This is a genomic window from Limnohabitans sp. Bal53, assembly GCF_003063355.1.
GTDB lineage: Bacteria > Pseudomonadota > Gammaproteobacteria > Burkholderiales > Burkholderiaceae_C > Limnohabitans_A.
Genome location: NZ_NESH01000004.1, coordinates 90,312 through 104,648 on the forward strand (window position 1 = coordinate 90,312; position 14,337 = coordinate 104,648).

Below are 14,337 nucleotides of genomic sequence, written 5' to 3' on the forward strand. Positions count from 1 at the left end.
TAAGTGCTGCGCGAAGAATTGCCATGAGGTGGTAGAAGAGGGGCCTTACGCCACCGGATCAGGTCAAACAGGGAGAATTCAGGCACTTCTGAGTAAGTGGTTCTCGTATTGATCGCGAAGGCGGTGTTTGAGTACCTTGCCGGTGGCTCCCAATGGAATGGTGTCAACGAACACCACATCATCTGGCGTCCACCACTTGGCAATCTTGCCGTCGTAGAAGGCCAACAGTTCCTCTCTGCTCAACACTGCGCCGGGCTTCTTGACTACCACGAGCAATGGTCGCTCGTCCCACTTTGAGTGCTTGGCTGCGATGCAGGCTGCCATCATTACGGAAGGATGGGCCATCGCAATATTTTCCAGGTCAATTGACCCGATCCATTCGCCGCCCGATTTGATGACGTCTTTACTTCGGTCGGTGATCTGCATGTAGCCGTCAGAGTCGATCTTGGCTACGTCACCCGTTGGGAACCAGCCGTCCTGCAAATGGCCCGTACCTTCTTCCCTGAAGTACCGAGACACCACCCAATGCCCTCTAACCAAAAGGTCACCAGCCTGTTGACCATCGCAAGGTAATTCATCGCCATCAGGGTTCACGATCTTCATGTCCACACCGAACACGGCGCGTCCCTGCTTTGCCTGAACGGCTTGCCGTTGCTCGGGCGTTTGCGCTTGGTGCTTGGCCTTGAAAGCACACACTGTACCCAGTGGACTGAGCTCGGTCATTCCCCATGCATGGATGACATGCACGCCGTAGTCTTCTTCGAAAGCACGCAACATCGCAGGCGGACAGGCGGAACCGCCGATCACGGTGCGGCGCATGGTGCTGAACTTCAATCCCAAACCTTGCACATGGTTGAGCAAACCTTGCCAGACCGTGGGCACACCTGCGGCCATGGTCACTCCCTCCGATTCGAAAAGTTCGAAAAGCGATTTTCCGTCCAAACCCGCACCCGGAAACACCAGTTTTGCACCGGTCATGCAGGCTGCGTAGGGGAGGCCCCAGGCATTTACATGAAACATCGGCACAACCGGCAGAATAGCATCCGACGCCGAGCAGTTGAGGCTGTCGGGCAGCGCGGCGGCGAAGGTATGCAACAGTGTTGAGCGATGGCTGTACAGAACGCCCTTTGGGTTCCCCGTGGTCCCTGACGTGTAACAGAGCGTCGCAGCTTCCTGTTCGTCCAATGGAGGCCACGTGAATTGATCATCCTGTGACGCGGTCAGGTCCTCATAGCACAACAGGTTGGGGATAGACGTGCTTGCAGGCATCTGGTCCTTGTCAATCATGGCGACAAAGTGACGCACGGTCTTGACACGACTGGCGATGGATTCGACCAAGGGGAGAAAGGTCAGATCAAAGAACAACACCTGGTTTTCGGCGTGATCTGCAATGTAGGTGACTTGATCCGCGTGAAGCCTGGGATTGATCGTATTGAGCACGCGACCTGCACCCGAGACGGCGTAGTACAGCTCCATGTGGCGGTAGCCGTTCCAGGCCAGCGTGCCGATACGCACTCCATCGCCGAGTCCCAGTGCAACAATGGCTTTGGCCAGTTGGCGCGTGCGGCGCGCCAAATCGGTGTAGGTATAACGATGGATGTCGCCTTCCACACGCCGTGAGACCACTTGTTGGTCCCCGTGGTGGCGTTCCGCATGCACCAGCAGGGACGATGTCAACAGTGGCATTTGCATCATTTGACCGTTCATGGCACCAATTCCTTTCCAAACACTTAAAACACGATCTTGTCCGGCCAAATTTCAAAACATGGCGACTGGCGCGTGAGCGATGGTTTCGCCACCCGAGATCACGGATTGCGCAAGTCCTGAGGCGGTGGGCAACACAGCGTCAGCGTAGAAACGCGCTGTCACCACCTTGGCGGCATGAAAGGCAGGGTCTTCTTCCAAAAGGTCCAACGAAGCCATCATGGCGCGCGCCATCTGCCAGCCGCACAGCACCACGCCCACCAGCTGCAGATAATTCACTGCACCGGCATAGACCGCCTGAGGGTTTGTCTTGGTGTGGGCCACGATGTGGTCAATGGTCCGCTCCATGGCCTCTCGACCCTTTCGTAACGATTTCAGCATTGCAGCGCAATCCAACTCTGTGTGGAGAGCGAGGTCCTCCTCGGTCATGGCCACCTGGGCGCACAGGGACTTCGCCACTGCGCCGCCATCCCTCACGGTCTTTCGCCCCACGATGTCGTTGGCCTGAATCGCGGTGGTGCCTTCGTAGATCGTGAGAATGCGCGCATCGCGGTAGTGCTGGGCCGCACCCGTTTCTTCGATGAACCCCATGCCACCATGAACCTGCACACCCAAGCTGGCTACCTGAATAGACATTTCCGTGGAAAAGCCCTTCACCACGGGCACCAGGTAGTCGTAGATGGCCTGTTGCTGTTTGCGCTGTGCTTCATCCGGGGCGTGGTGCGCCATGTCTGAAGCAGCGGCGGCCACATAGGCCAGTGCTCGCGCGCCCTCCACGTGGGCGCGCATATTGAGCAACATGCGCTTGACATCGGGGTGGTGAATGATGGTCACCGGCGCAACGGAGCCCGCGAGGTCTCGGCTTTGCACACGATCTCGCGCATAGCTCACGGCCTTTTGATATGCGCGGTCTGCGATGCCAATCCCCTGCACGCCCACCGCAAAACGGGCCGCATTCATCATGATGAACATGTATTCGAGGCCGCGATTCTCTTCGCCAACCAAATAGCTAACTGCGCCGCCATGATCACCAAATTGCAGCACTGCCGTCGGACTGGCCTTGATACCCAGTTTGTGTTCGATGCTCACGCAATACGCGTCATTGCGGGCGCCTAGGCTGCCATCCGCATTGACCAGGTATTTCGGACACACGAACAGGCTGATGCCCTTGACCCCCTCGGGTGCCCCAGGGACACGGGCCAGCACGAGGTGGACGATGTTCTCGGCCATGTCGTGTTCACCGTAAGTGATGTAAATCTTGGTCCCGAAAACTTTGTAGGTGCCATCGGACTGAGGCTCGGCCCGGCTGCGCACGGCGGCCAGATCGGAGCCCGCCTGCGGCTCGGTCAGGTTCATCGTACCGGTCCATTCACCGCTGACCAGCTTCTCCAGGAAGGTCGCCTTGAGCTCATCCGATCCCGCCGTCAGCAGTGCTTCGATCGCACCGTCGGTCAACATGGGGCACAGCGCAAATGACAGGCTGGAGGCTTGAAGCATTTCCGAGCAGGCCGTTGCGATCAATTTGGGCATACCCTGGCCACCAAACTCAGCTGGGTGAATCACCCCTTGCCAGCCGCCTTGCGCAAATTGCGCAAACGCCTCCTTGAAGCCAGGGGTGGTGGTCACTTTGCCATCTTCCCAATGGCTCGGCTGCTGGTCGCCTTTCCAATTCAGTGGTGCGACCACATCCTGACAAAACTTGGCCGATTCATCCAAAACAGCTTGGGTGGTGTCCCGGTCGAAATCGGCCATGCCCGGTAAGGCAGCCACGGTTTGCAGGCCAGCGAGCCTTTCCATGGCATACATCATGTCTTTGACGGGGGCGGTGTAACTCATGTGTGTCGACTCCAAAAAATGCGGCAAGTAATTACAAGAGGTTGATCAACTCAGGCACGGCCACGAACAGATCAGCCTCCAGACCGTAATCGGCCACCGAGAAGATCGGTGCCTCAGGATCTTTATTGATGGCGACAATGACCTTCGAATCCTTCATGCCAGCCAAGTGCTGAATGGCGCCAGAAATGCCGCAGGCCACATACAACTGGGGCGCCACGATCTTGCCGGTCTGGCCCACTTGCCAGTCGTTGGGGGCGTAGCCTGCATCCACGGCGGCACGGCTGGCGCCCAGCGCCGCACCGAGTTTGTCGGCCAGCGGCGTCATGACTTCGTCGAACTTCTCGCTGGAGCCCAAGGCCCGACCACCGGACACGATGATCTTGGCGGCGGTCAACTCGGGGCGGTCGCTCTTGGCGATCTCTCTGCCCACAAACGTGCTCTTGCCGCTGTCGGCCACAGCCACTGCGGTCTCCACGGCTGCAGAGCCGCCGGTGGCGACCGCAGGGTCAAAGCCGGTGGTGCGCACGGTGATTACCTTGGTGGCGTCGGTGCTTTGCACGGTGGCGATGGCGTTGCCCGCGTAGATTGGGCGTTCGAAGGTGTCGGCAGCGTCCACCTTGATGATGTCGCTGATCTGGCCCACATCGAGCTTGGCGGCCACGCGGGGGGCGATGTTTTTGCCCGACGCGGTGGCGGGGAAGAGGATGTGGCTGTAGTTCGACGCGATGGCCAACACCTGCGCGGCCACGTTTTCGGCCAGACCGTGTTCCAGGTAAGCGGCATCGGCATGGATCACCTTGGCCACACCAGCGATGGCGGCAGCGGCCTTGGCGGCTTCGCCGGCGTTGTGGCCAGCGATGAGCACATGCACATCACCACCGCAAGCCACAGCGGCCGTGACGGTGTTGAGCGTGGCGCCCTTGATGGAGGCATTGTCGTGTTCAGCAATAACAAGAGAAGTCATGTCAAATCACCTTGGCTTCGTTCTTCAGCTTGTCCACCAAAGTGGCCACATCGGGCACCATGATGCCGGCGCCGCGCTTGGGCGGCTCGCTGACCTTCAGGGTCTTGATGCGCGGGGCCACATCCACGCCGAGGTCTTCGGGTTTCATGATGTCCATCTGCTTTTTCTTGGCCTTCATGATGTTGGGCAGCGTCACATAACGCGGCTCGTTCAGGCGCAGATCGGTGGTGATGATGGCTGGCAGCGTGATCGACAAGGTCTCCAGGCCACCATCGACTTCGCGGGTGACCGAAGCTTTGCCATCGGCCACTTCCACTTTGGAGGCGAAGGTGGCTTGCGGCAGATCGGCCAGCGCGGCGAGCATCTGGCCGGTCTGGTTGCAGTCGTCATCAATGGCCTGCTTGCCCAGAATCACGAGACCGGGCTGCTCTTTGTCCATCAGGGCTTTGAGCAGTTTGGCCACAGCCAGGGGCTGCAACTCTTCTGTGGTTTCCACCAGGATGGCGCGGTCCGCACCAATGGCCATGGCGGTGCGCAGCGTTTCCTGGCACTTGGTATCACCGCAAGACACGGCGATCACTTCGGTGGCGACGCCTTTTTCTTTCAGGCGAACGGCTTCTTCGACTGCGATCTCGTCAAACGGGTTCATGCTCATCTTGACGTTGGCAATGTCCACTCCGCTGCCGTCGCTCTTGACGCGCACTTTGACGTTGTAATCCACCACACGTTTGACGGGGACAAGAATTTTCATGGTCTGACTTGAAAAAGAAGATCTGCAATCCAACAAGCGCTCAGGCGATCGCGCTGGCTGTAGCCTGCGCTGCTTTGACCCTACGGGCCATCGATGTCGTCATGACGTTGGCCTCGCCTTCGATCACCACCAAATCGCCCACCTTGCAAACCGTTTCCAGCATCGCACGGGACTTTTCGAGATTGATCGACTTCACCGTGACGGTCGCGCGCACGGATTGGCCTGGTCGCACAGGCGCAAGAAAGCGCAATTGCTGGCCGAGGTAGACGGTGCCAGGGCCGGGGAGTCGGTTGGCAATGGCCGCTGAAATGACACTGGCCGTCAAAAATCCGTGCGCGATGCGCCCACCAAATGCGGTGGTGGCTGCAAACTCTTCATTGGTATGAATCGCATTGTTGTCACCCGATACGCCGGCAAACAACACGATGTCGGCCTCGGTGATGGTCTTTGCAAAACTGGCCTGCATACCGACTTGCAAGTCTTCGATGTCGTGACCAAACTGTTCATTCATGGCGTGTGTCCTTGTGGCTTCTAAAAGGGGTCAGCGGGGCTTGTTCATGCGCGCTGAAATTTCACCCACGATGCCGCGGCGGAACATCAACACGCACAACACGAACAGGGCTCCCATGATGACCGTGACCCACGATCCCACTTTGTCCGCCAGCATGTTTTGCAGGCTCACAATCGTTGCAGCGCCCACGACCGGACCCAACACGGTGCCCAAACCACCCATCAGCGTCATCAGAATCACCTCGCCTGAGGTGTGCCAATGAACGTCGCCCAAGGATGCCAGTTGGAAAACCAGGGCCTTGGTAGAACCAGCAAGGCCTGCCAGCGACGCTGAGATGATGAATGCCAGCAACTTGAACCGGTTCACGTCGTAACCCAGAGAAATCGCACGCGCTTCGTTGTCACGGATCGCCTTCAGAATTTGACCAAAGGGCGAATGAATCGTTCGGTACACCAGCCAGAGTCCCGCCATGAAAATCGTGAAGACGAAAAAGTACATAGCGATGTTGTTGGACAGGTCAATCACCCCCAACAAGTGGCCGCGCGGGATGCCTTGCATGCCATTCTCTCCACCCGTGAATTTCATCTGAAGCGCCAAAAAGAATATCAACTGCGCCAGACCCAAGGTGATCATGGCGAAGTAAATTCCTGCCCGGCGAATGGCCACAAGTCCAAAAACTGCCCCCAACAAACCGCCAAAGACGGCGCCAGCTAACACCCCCAGCTCTGGCGTTAAACCCAAATCGCGGCACAAATAGCCTGTGATGTATGCCGATCCACCAAAAAACGCTGCATGTCCAAAGGACAGCAGTCCCGCAAACCCCAGCAACAGATTGAATGCACAGGCAAACAACGCGAAGCACAGGAGCTTCATCAAAAGTGTCGGGTATACAAAAAAGGGTGCCACGCTACCCACCAGGATCAAGCCGAGAAACATCCATAGGGCGCGGATATCGTTCTGGTTCACAGTATTGGTTTTCATAGCAGATCTTTCAGGCTTGCTTGCCAAACAGGCCTGCAGGCTTCACCAGCAAGACCAAAACCATGATCAGGAAAATGACCACCGCAGAAGCTTCGGGGTAGATCACTCTGGTCAGCCCTTCAATCAAGCCCAAACCCAGTCCGGTCACGATCGCCCCCAGGATGGAACCCATGCCGCCAATCACCACCACGGCAAATACGACGATGATCAGGTTGGAACCCATGATCGGGTTGACCTGCTGGATTGGTGCGGCCAACACGCCAGCAAAAGCTGCGAGCGCAGCGCCGGCTGCATAGGTGGAGGTGACCAGCACGGGCACATTGATGCCCAGCGCCTGAACCAGATCCGGCCGCTGGGTAGCTGCTCGCAAGGTGGCGCCCAGACTGGTGCGTTCAATGGTGTACCAGGCTGCAAAACAGATCGTGAGCGCTGCCACGAGCACCCATGCCCGATAAATGGGCAGGTACATGAAGCCGAGGTTGACGCCGCCCTGGAGAATTTCTGGCGTTGGATAGGACTCACCGGACACACCAAAGAAGTTGGTGAACATCCCTTCCGCTATGAGCGCCAGTCCAAAGGTCAGTAGCAATCCATACAGGTGATCAAGCTTGTAAAGATGCCGCAGCATGCCGCGCTCTATGACGACCGCCAACAGACCCACCGCCAAGGGCGAAAGAACCAGCGCTGCCCAATAGTTGATACCCAACCATTTCATACCAAGATAGGCGCCAAAAGCGCCCAGCATGTACTGGGCGCCGTGGGCAAAATTGATGATGTTGAGCAGACCAAAAATGATGGCCAGCCCCAGACTGAGAACCGCGTAGAACGAACCGTTGATCAGTCCGATCATCAGCTGTCCCATAAGGACCTGAGAAGGTATGCCGAAAATTTCCATGACCCGATTCCTTTGTCCGTGACGCGTACGCCCAGCCCCCCGATGCCGCGGCATCGGGGGGTGGCATGCATGAGCTGGTTACTTTTTGATCAAAGGGCAGCGTGACTGCGACAGCGGCTGGAAGGCCTCCGCTGCGGGGATGACAGCCTTGATGTTGTAGTAGTCCCAAGGCTTGGTGGACTCGGAAGGCTTCTTCACCTGGGCCAGGTACATGTCGTGCACCATGCGCCCGTCGTCACGGATCTTCCCGTTCTTGGCGAAGAAGTCGTTGATGGGCGTCTTCTTCATTTGCGCCATGACCTTCTGGGTATCGTCCGAATTGACGGCCTTGACGGCCGACAAGTAGTGGTACACGGAGGAATACTGTCCGGCCTGGATGCCGGTGGGCATTTGCTTTTGCTTGTCAAAGAAGCGCTTGGACCAGGCACGGGTCTCGTCGTTCAAGTCCCAGTAAAAGGAATCGGTCAAGTACATGCCTTGTGTCGATTTCAAGCCGAGCGAGTGCACATCGGTAATGAACATCAGCAAACCTGCCAGGGATTGCTTGGGTGTGATACCAAACTCCGCGGCCTGTTTGATTGAGTTGGTGGTATCGCTGCCCGCATTGGCCAAACCGATGACCTGGGCACCCGAGGCCTGAGCCTGAAGCAGGAATGACGAGAAATCTGTTCCCGGGAACGGGTGACGCACAGAACCCAGAACCTTGCCGCCGTTGGCTGTCACCACAGCCGAGGCATCTTTCTCCAGTGCCTGACCAAATGCATAGTCGGCGGTCAGGAAGAACCACGATTTGCCGCCCTGCTTGGTCACGGCTTTGGCTGTGCCGTTGGCCAGTGCATAGGTATCGTAGGTGTAGTGCACTGTCACGTCGTTGCACTGCTCGTTGGTGATGGGCGTCGAAGCTGCTCCATTGATCAACAACAAGCGGTTCTTCTCTTTGCCCACCTTCATCACTGCCAGCGCCACGGACGTGGTCACCAGTTCTGTGGCGGTATCCACGCCGTCGCGCTCGAACCACTCGCGCGCCTTGTTGGCCGCGATATCGGCCTTGTTCTGATGGTCGGCGCTGACCATCTCTATCTTGAACGAGGGCTTTTCCTTGGCCATGAAGTCGTCAATGGCCATCTGGGTGGACAGCACTGCGCCTGCGCCGGTCAGGTCGGAATAGGTGCCCGACATATCGGTCAGCACGCCGATTTTCACGACGCCACCTGAAACCTGCGCGTGCGCAGTGGTGGCCAGAGCCAATGTCAATCCAATAGCCTGTGCGATTTGTGTGGGTTTCATTCAAATATCTCCTGGTTTTTTCAATGGGAAGAGGACGCCGTCAAACGCCCAAGAGCTGGTGCAACTCGTCGGTGCGCGCTGTCAACTCACTTTGCGGCACCGTCATCACAACGTTGCCGTGTTCAAGCACGTAGTGGCGGTCTGCCAGAGGTGCTGCGAAACGGAAATTCTGTTCAACCAGGACGATGGTGTAGCCCTTGGTTTTCAGCATGCGAAGGACTTCGCCCAGCTTTTTGACAATCACTGGTGCCAATCCTTCGGTGATTTCATCCAGCAGCAAGACCTTGGCACCGGTGCGCAGCACACGGGCCATGGCCAGCATTTGCTGCTCACCACCCGATAGGCGGGTACCTGGACTGTTGCGTCGCTCCAGCAGATTGGGAAACAGCGCATAGATTTCGTCCAAAGTCATGCCGCCGCTGGCCACCACGGGCGCAAGCATCAGGTTCTCTTCGGTCGACAGTCCCGCGAAGATGCCGCGCTCCTCGGGGCAGTACCCCAATCCGAGTCGGGCAATGGTGTGTGGCTGTTTGCCAGTGACTTCAGTGCCGTTGAACATGATGGAACCGGTACGGCGCCCCACCAGTCCGAGAATGGCTTTGAGCGTGGTGGACCTTCCCGATCCATTGCGCCCCAACAGCGTGATCAACTCCCCCTTGTTGACGTGCAGGTCAATACCGTGAAGGATGTGCGATTCGCCATAAAAGGCATGAAGATCGGTCACACGCAGCACTTCGCCGCTGGGTTCGAACGCGCTGCTCATACTTCAACTCCCACATAGGCTTCCAGCACCCGGGGGTCCTTGGAGACCGTTGCGTAGTCGCCTTCGGCCAATACGCTGCCACGCTGCAGCACAGTGATGGTGTTGCAAAGGGACTCCACCACCGAAAGGTTGTGCTCAACCATCAAAATGGTGCGATTGGCTGAAACCTTCCGTATCAGCTCCACGATGCGCCCGACGTCCTCATGTCCCATGCCTTGTGTTGGTTCATCCAACAGCATCAAATCGGGGTTCAGCGCGAGGGTTGTGGCAATCTCAAGAGCACGTTTGCGGCCGTACGGCATCTCGACTGTGACAGTGTCGGCAAATTCCGCGAGATCGACCTCGGCGAGCAGCTCCATGGCGCGGTCATTCAAAACGTTTAGGCGCTTCTCGGATGACCAGAAGTTGAATGCGTCTGCGCGGGTGCGCTGCAACGCGACGCGCACGTTCTCCATTACCGTCAAATGACTGAATGTGGCCGAAATCTGGAACGAACGAATCATGCCGCGCCGCGCCACCTGAATCTGGTTTTCACCTGTGATATCAGCACCATTGAAGAAGATATTCCCCAAGCTGGGCGAATGAAACTTCGTCAACAGGTTGAAAACCGTGGTTTTTCCAGCGCCGTTGGGGCCGATAAGGGCATGGATACTGCCCCGTCGAATCCGCAGATTCACATCTGAAACAGCATTGAATCCGAGGAACTCCTTGGAGAGCCCCCGCGTTTCGAGAATGAATTCTTGGGTCATCTGTATTGCCTGGGTCATCATTCAATGGCGGCGGTCGACTTGACCTGGCTGCGAAGAATGAATTTCTGGATTTTTCCGGTGGATGTCTTTGGCAAAGACGCGAAGACCACGTGTTTGGGCACTTTGAATCGAGCCAGCAGCGTGCGGCAGAACGCGATGATCTCCTGCTCGGTCGCCGTGGCATTCGGTTTGAGCTCAACGAAGGCGCAAGGCACTTCGCCCCATTTTTCATCTGGCTGTGCGACGACAGCGGCGAACATCACGGCAGGATGTCGGCACAAGGCATCCTCGACCTCGATAGACGAGATGTTCTCGCCGCCGGAGATGATGATGTCTTTGCTTCTGTCCTTGATCTTCACGTAACCGTCGGGGTACATCACCGCCAGATCGCCCGTGTGGAACCAGCCGCCATCAAAAGCTTCTTGTGTGGCCTGTGGATTCTTCAGGTAGCCTTTCATCACGACATTGCCACGGAAGAAGATCTCTCCCATGGTTTCCCCGTCTGCGGGAACGGCCAGCATCGTCAGCGGATCCAACACCGCCACATCTTCCTGCAGGGGATAGGGAACCCCTTGGCGACCGTTGAGCTGGGCGCGCTCCTCCATGCTCAATGTGCGCCAGCTTTCCTGCTTGGCACACACGGCAGCAGGCCCGTACACCTCGGTCAATCCGTACACATGGGTCAGATCGATGCCGGCGGATTCGCACCCTTCGATCACGGCGGCCGGGGGTGCCGCTCCGGCGATGAGTCCATGCACGGTGTGGGCGATACCTTTTCGCAGTTCGACCGGCGCATTGATGAGCGTGCTGTAGACGATCGGTGCACCGCACATGTGCGTGATGTGGTGCTCAGCGATCAACGGAAAGATCAACGCCGGATCGACACGGCGCAGACACACACTGGTGCCAGCGATCAGCGCCATCGTCCAGGGAAAGCACCAGCCATTGCAATGGAACATGGGCAATGTCCAGAGATAGGTGGCGTGATGGGGCAATTGCCAGGAAATGACATTGCTTGCGGCATTCAGATACGCGCCCCGATGGTGCGTGACAACGCCTTTTGGGTTGCCGGTGGTCCCCGAGGTGTAGTTCAGTGCGATCGCATCCCACTCGTCGGCCGGAAGACACCAAGGGTAGGCAGGATCTCCCGCTTCCAACAGCGCTTCGTAGGTTATTTTTCCAACCGCTATGCCATCTGGGGCCTCTTCATCCTCGACCTCGATGACCAGTGGCGCATCGCTGCCCAGCATCTGGATGGCGTCTGAAACGACCTTGGAGAACTCACGATCGGTCAGCAATACTTTGGCGGCGCCGTGCCGCAGCATGAAGGCGATGGCTTCTGCATCGAGCCGTGTGTTCAGGGTGTTGAGCACGGCGCCTGTCACCGGCACGCCAAAGTGGGCCTCCAGCATGGCGGGCACATTCGGCAGCATGACCGCGACCGTATCTCCGACCCCTACGCCGTGCGCGATCAAGGCCGATGCGAGCCGACGGCAGCGGGTGAAGGTCTCCAACCAGGTTTGACGGCGACTGCCGTAAATCACGGCCATGCGGTCGGGATAGACGCGTGCTGCGCGCTCAATGAAACTCAGTGGAGACAACGCCACGAAGTTGGCGGCGTTCTTGTCCATGCCCAATGAGTAGGGGTTGTTGCGATCCATGCTTGTTTCCGTGGCACTCGGTGCTGGAAGAACTTCCTGCCAGCCCGGTAACCTTTGTGTGGCCGCCATGATCCGATACGATGTTTGCAGCAATGCGTGCAAAATGTGACGAATGTTTGCAGCCGTCTACAGGACGCCCATCGACTTCTAAAATTTGAACCGTCCAGGCGATTTCGGACTGGTAGGAGACAACGTGAACACCTCAGCCGTTGCGCAAGGCCATACCGGCGTCAGGCGCCATGATTCGCTGCAAGCAGGCCTTGATCTCATTGATCAGGGATTCACGCTGATCGATGAAAACTTGCAACTCGTCGCATGGAACAAGGCATTTCTGCGCCTGCTGGGTTTCCCTGAAGGCATGGGCTTCTATGGTGCATCGTTCGACAGCTTCATCCGCTTCAACGCCGAGCGAGGCGAATACGGCGATGGCGATCTTGAAGAAGCGGTGCGAAAGAGGGTCGAGGCTGCCAGGGCATTTCTGCCCCACGACATCGAACGCGTGCGCCCCGATGGCACGACTCTGCGCATACGCGGTTTCCCCATGCCCGGGCATGGATTTGCGACGCTCTACTCCGACGTCACCCAGGAACGCCATTCAGAAGTCTTGATCAGGAAGCAAAACGCTTCGCTCGAATCCAGAGTGGCAGAGCGCACCGCCGAGTTGACGGCCTCCAATGAACAGCTGCGGGAAGCTCTGCGGATGAACGAGCAGTTCGCCAGTTCGCTGGAACGCAGCGAGGCGCAAATGCGCCTTATCACCGACTCCATTCCGGCATTGATCGCCTATTTCGATTCGGGCCTGGTTTACCGCTTCATCAACCGCGGCTACCGCGACTGGTTCGGAATCGATCCCTCGCAGCCTCAGCGGGTGAGTGCGCGTGAGTTTCTGGGCATTGGTACCTACTCGTTGATCAAGCCATACATCAAACAGGCCTTGCATGGAGTGGCGGTTACCTTTGAATATGAAATCACGACAATTGGCGGGGTGAAGAAGCTGGCGCGCACCACACTCATCCCTGAAATGGCGTCCCCCGGTGAGGTCATTGGTTGCTTCGAGTTGACTTTTGACATCACTCAGGAAAGGCGTTCCCACGAGATGCTCGTGCAAGCCCAGAAGATGGAAGCGCTGGGGCAACTGACCGGTGGACTTTCACACGACTTCAACAACATTCTGACGATCGTATTGGGCAACCTCGCAGCGCTCAGCGAGCAACCTGATGTCAAGCACCACGTGGCCGAATTCCTGGACCCGGCCATGGAGGCGGCTCGGCGTGGGTCCGACCTCATCAAAGGATTGCTGTCGTTCTCCCGGCAACACCCTATGTCTACCAGTCTGGTGGATATCGACCAGTGTGTTCAAAGCATTGATAAATTGGTGCGCCACACCTTGCCCGAAACGCTGAGTCTGGTCTATGCGCTGAAAGCATCTCCTGCCTTGACCAACATCGATGCCAATCAACTACAAAACGCACTGCTCAACCTCATCCTCAACGCAAAAGATGCCACGGAATCCCGGGGCAAGATTTCAGTCGAGACCAGTATCCAAACCCTGGACGCGCATCGCGCCGCCGCCCTGGCGCTTCCAATAGGCAAGTTCGTTCGCGTATCTGTTCAGGACGATGGGTGTGGCATGGACTCTGCAACTAGGGCGCGGGTTTTTGAACCATTTTTCACCACAAAGAACCTGGGGCAAGGCTCTGGGTTGGGTATGTCCATGGTGTATGGATTCGCGCGCCAATCGGGTGGGACGATAGAGGTGATCAGTGAGCCCGGCGACGGCACAGATGTGGCCTTGTGGCTTCCACTGCATGAGCCAACCGACAGCGCCACATTGGCCGTTGTAAAACCCCATATGGAAAGCGATTTGCCAACGGAAGAAACCTCGATCGGGTTGGCTCTGCTGGTTGACGACGATGCCCATGTTCGCCGGGTCATCAGGCGGCATCTGCTTGAAATGGGCTATTCCGTTATCGAGGCCGAAAATGGAAAAGAGGCCCTCGACATACTGGATCAAACGCCCGGGATCAGTGCCGTTGTGTCTGACTTCGCCATGCCCGGAGGGGTTGATGGCCTGCAAGTGACGCAACACGCCCGCAAGCTGGGTCGGATAGCCAAAATCGTCTTGATGAGCGGGCATGTCAGCATCCTGGTTCAGCGAGGGGCTCCTGCGGTATTGCAAAAACCGTTCACGAAAGACCAGTTGGCCGCAGCCTTGGGAGCGAGTTCAAATTGAAC

General features: G+C 57.5%; 12 protein-coding genes. 1 reads left to right on the forward strand and 11 read right to left on the reverse strand.

All coding sequences use genetic code 11. The features are described 5' to 3' along the window. Positions 1-78: 78 nt before the first annotated feature. The 11 genes from B9Z50_RS11760 to B9Z50_RS11810 form a co-directional block, all read right to left on the reverse strand. On the reverse strand, positions 79-1,707 hold the full coding sequence (locus B9Z50_RS11760) for a 3-(methylthio)propionyl-CoA ligase (RefSeq protein ID WP_108364582.1): 1,629 nt from the start codon (positions 1,705-1,707) through the stop codon (positions 79-81). Between the two features lie 51 nt (positions 1,708-1,758). Beyond that, positions 1,759-3,540 carry an acyl-CoA dehydrogenase gene (locus B9Z50_RS11765; protein WP_108364584.1) on the reverse strand — a complete coding sequence of 594 codons (1,782 nt, stop codon included), beginning with the start codon at positions 3,538-3,540 and terminating at the stop codon, positions 1,759-1,761. 31 nt (positions 3,541-3,571) lie between these two features. Further along, the gene (locus tag B9Z50_RS11770; protein ID WP_108364586.1) at positions 3,572-4,504 is read right to left on the reverse strand and encodes an electron transfer flavoprotein subunit alpha/FixB family protein; all 933 of its coding nucleotides are present in this window, start codon (positions 4,502-4,504) and stop codon (positions 3,572-3,574) included. Between the two features lies 1 nt (position 4,505). Then, positions 4,506-5,255, reverse strand: a complete 750-nt coding sequence (locus B9Z50_RS11775) for an electron transfer flavoprotein subunit beta/FixA family protein (protein ID WP_108364588.1) — start codon at positions 5,253-5,255, stop codon at positions 4,506-4,508. Positions 5,256-5,295: 40 nt separating this feature from the next. After that, on the reverse strand, positions 5,296-5,766 hold the full coding sequence (locus B9Z50_RS11780) for a MaoC family dehydratase (RefSeq protein ID WP_108364590.1): 471 nt from the start codon (positions 5,764-5,766) through the stop codon (positions 5,296-5,298). A 30-nt stretch (positions 5,767-5,796) separates the two neighbouring features. Then, complete coding sequence (locus tag B9Z50_RS11785; protein ID WP_199221731.1) at positions 5,797-6,747, reverse strand: branched-chain amino acid ABC transporter permease; 951 nt, start codon at positions 6,745-6,747, stop codon at positions 5,797-5,799. Between the two features lie 10 nt (positions 6,748-6,757). Further along, positions 6,758-7,642, reverse strand: a complete 885-nt coding sequence (locus B9Z50_RS11790; protein ID WP_108364592.1) for a branched-chain amino acid ABC transporter permease — start codon at positions 7,640-7,642, stop codon at positions 6,758-6,760. Positions 7,643-7,720: 78 nt separating this feature from the next. After that, the gene (locus B9Z50_RS11795; protein ID WP_108364594.1) at positions 7,721-8,929 is read right to left on the reverse strand and encodes an ABC transporter substrate-binding protein; all 1,209 of its coding nucleotides are present in this window, start codon (positions 8,927-8,929) and stop codon (positions 7,721-7,723) included. A gap of 40 nt (positions 8,930-8,969) precedes the next feature. After that, positions 8,970-9,692: an ABC transporter ATP-binding protein gene (locus B9Z50_RS11800; protein WP_108364596.1), complete on the reverse strand. Its 723-nt coding sequence runs from the start codon at positions 9,690-9,692 to the stop codon at positions 8,970-8,972. Beyond that, positions 9,689-10,441 (reverse strand): ABC transporter ATP-binding protein, encoded by a 753-nt coding sequence (locus B9Z50_RS11805; protein ID WP_108364950.1) that lies wholly within the window; start codon positions 10,439-10,441, stop codon positions 9,689-9,691. Before B9Z50_RS11805 ends, B9Z50_RS11800 begins: the two co-directional genes overlap by 4 nt. Before the next feature lie 17 nt (positions 10,442-10,458). Beyond that, positions 10,459-12,102 (reverse strand): acyl-CoA synthetase, encoded by a 1,644-nt coding sequence (locus B9Z50_RS11810; protein ID WP_108364598.1) that lies wholly within the window; start codon positions 12,100-12,102, stop codon positions 10,459-10,461. Positions 12,103-12,295: 193 nt separating this feature from the next. Here B9Z50_RS11810 and B9Z50_RS11815 point away from each other — a divergent pair, with 193 nt between their 5' ends. Beyond that, the gene (locus B9Z50_RS11815) at positions 12,296-14,335 is read left to right on the forward strand and encodes a PAS-domain containing protein (RefSeq protein ID WP_108364600.1); all 2,040 of its coding nucleotides are present in this window, start codon (positions 12,296-12,298) and stop codon (positions 14,333-14,335) included. Positions 14,336-14,337 lie beyond the last annotated feature (2 nt).

Coding starts and splice junctions, on each gene's coding strand:
- B9Z50_RS11790 (WP_108364592.1), bottom strand. CDS start 7,642: ATGGAAATTTTCGGCATACCTTCTCAGGTCCTTATGGGACAGCTGATG.
- B9Z50_RS11800 (WP_108364596.1), bottom strand. CDS start 9,692: ATGAGCAGCGCGTTCGAACCCAGCGGCGAAGTGCTGCGTGTGACCGAT.
- B9Z50_RS11760 (WP_108364582.1), bottom strand. CDS start 1,707: ATGAACGGTCAAATGATGCAAATGCCACTGTTGACATCGTCCCTGCTG.
- B9Z50_RS11770 (WP_108364586.1), bottom strand. CDS start 4,504: ATGACTTCTCTTGTTATTGCTGAACACGACAATGCCTCCATCAAGGGC.
- B9Z50_RS11785 (WP_199221731.1), bottom strand. CDS start 6,747: ATGAAAACCAATACTGTGAACCAGAACGATATCCGCGCCCTATGGATG.
- B9Z50_RS11805 (WP_108364950.1), bottom strand. CDS start 10,441: ATGACCCAAGAATTCATTCTCGAAACGCGGGGGCTCTCCAAGGAGTTC.
- B9Z50_RS11810 (WP_108364598.1), bottom strand. CDS start 12,102: ATGGATCGCAACAACCCCTACTCATTGGGCATGGACAAGAACGCCGCC.
- B9Z50_RS11775 (WP_108364588.1), bottom strand. CDS start 5,255: ATGAAAATTCTTGTCCCCGTCAAACGTGTGGTGGATTACAACGTCAAA.
- B9Z50_RS11765 (WP_108364584.1), bottom strand. CDS start 3,540: ATGAGTTACACCGCCCCCGTCAAAGACATGATGTATGCCATGGAAAGG.
- B9Z50_RS11795 (WP_108364594.1), bottom strand. CDS start 8,929: ATGAAACCCACACAAATCGCACAGGCTATTGGATTGACATTGGCTCTG.
- B9Z50_RS11780 (WP_108364590.1), bottom strand. CDS start 5,766: ATGAATGAACAGTTTGGTCACGACATCGAAGACTTGCAAGTCGGTATG.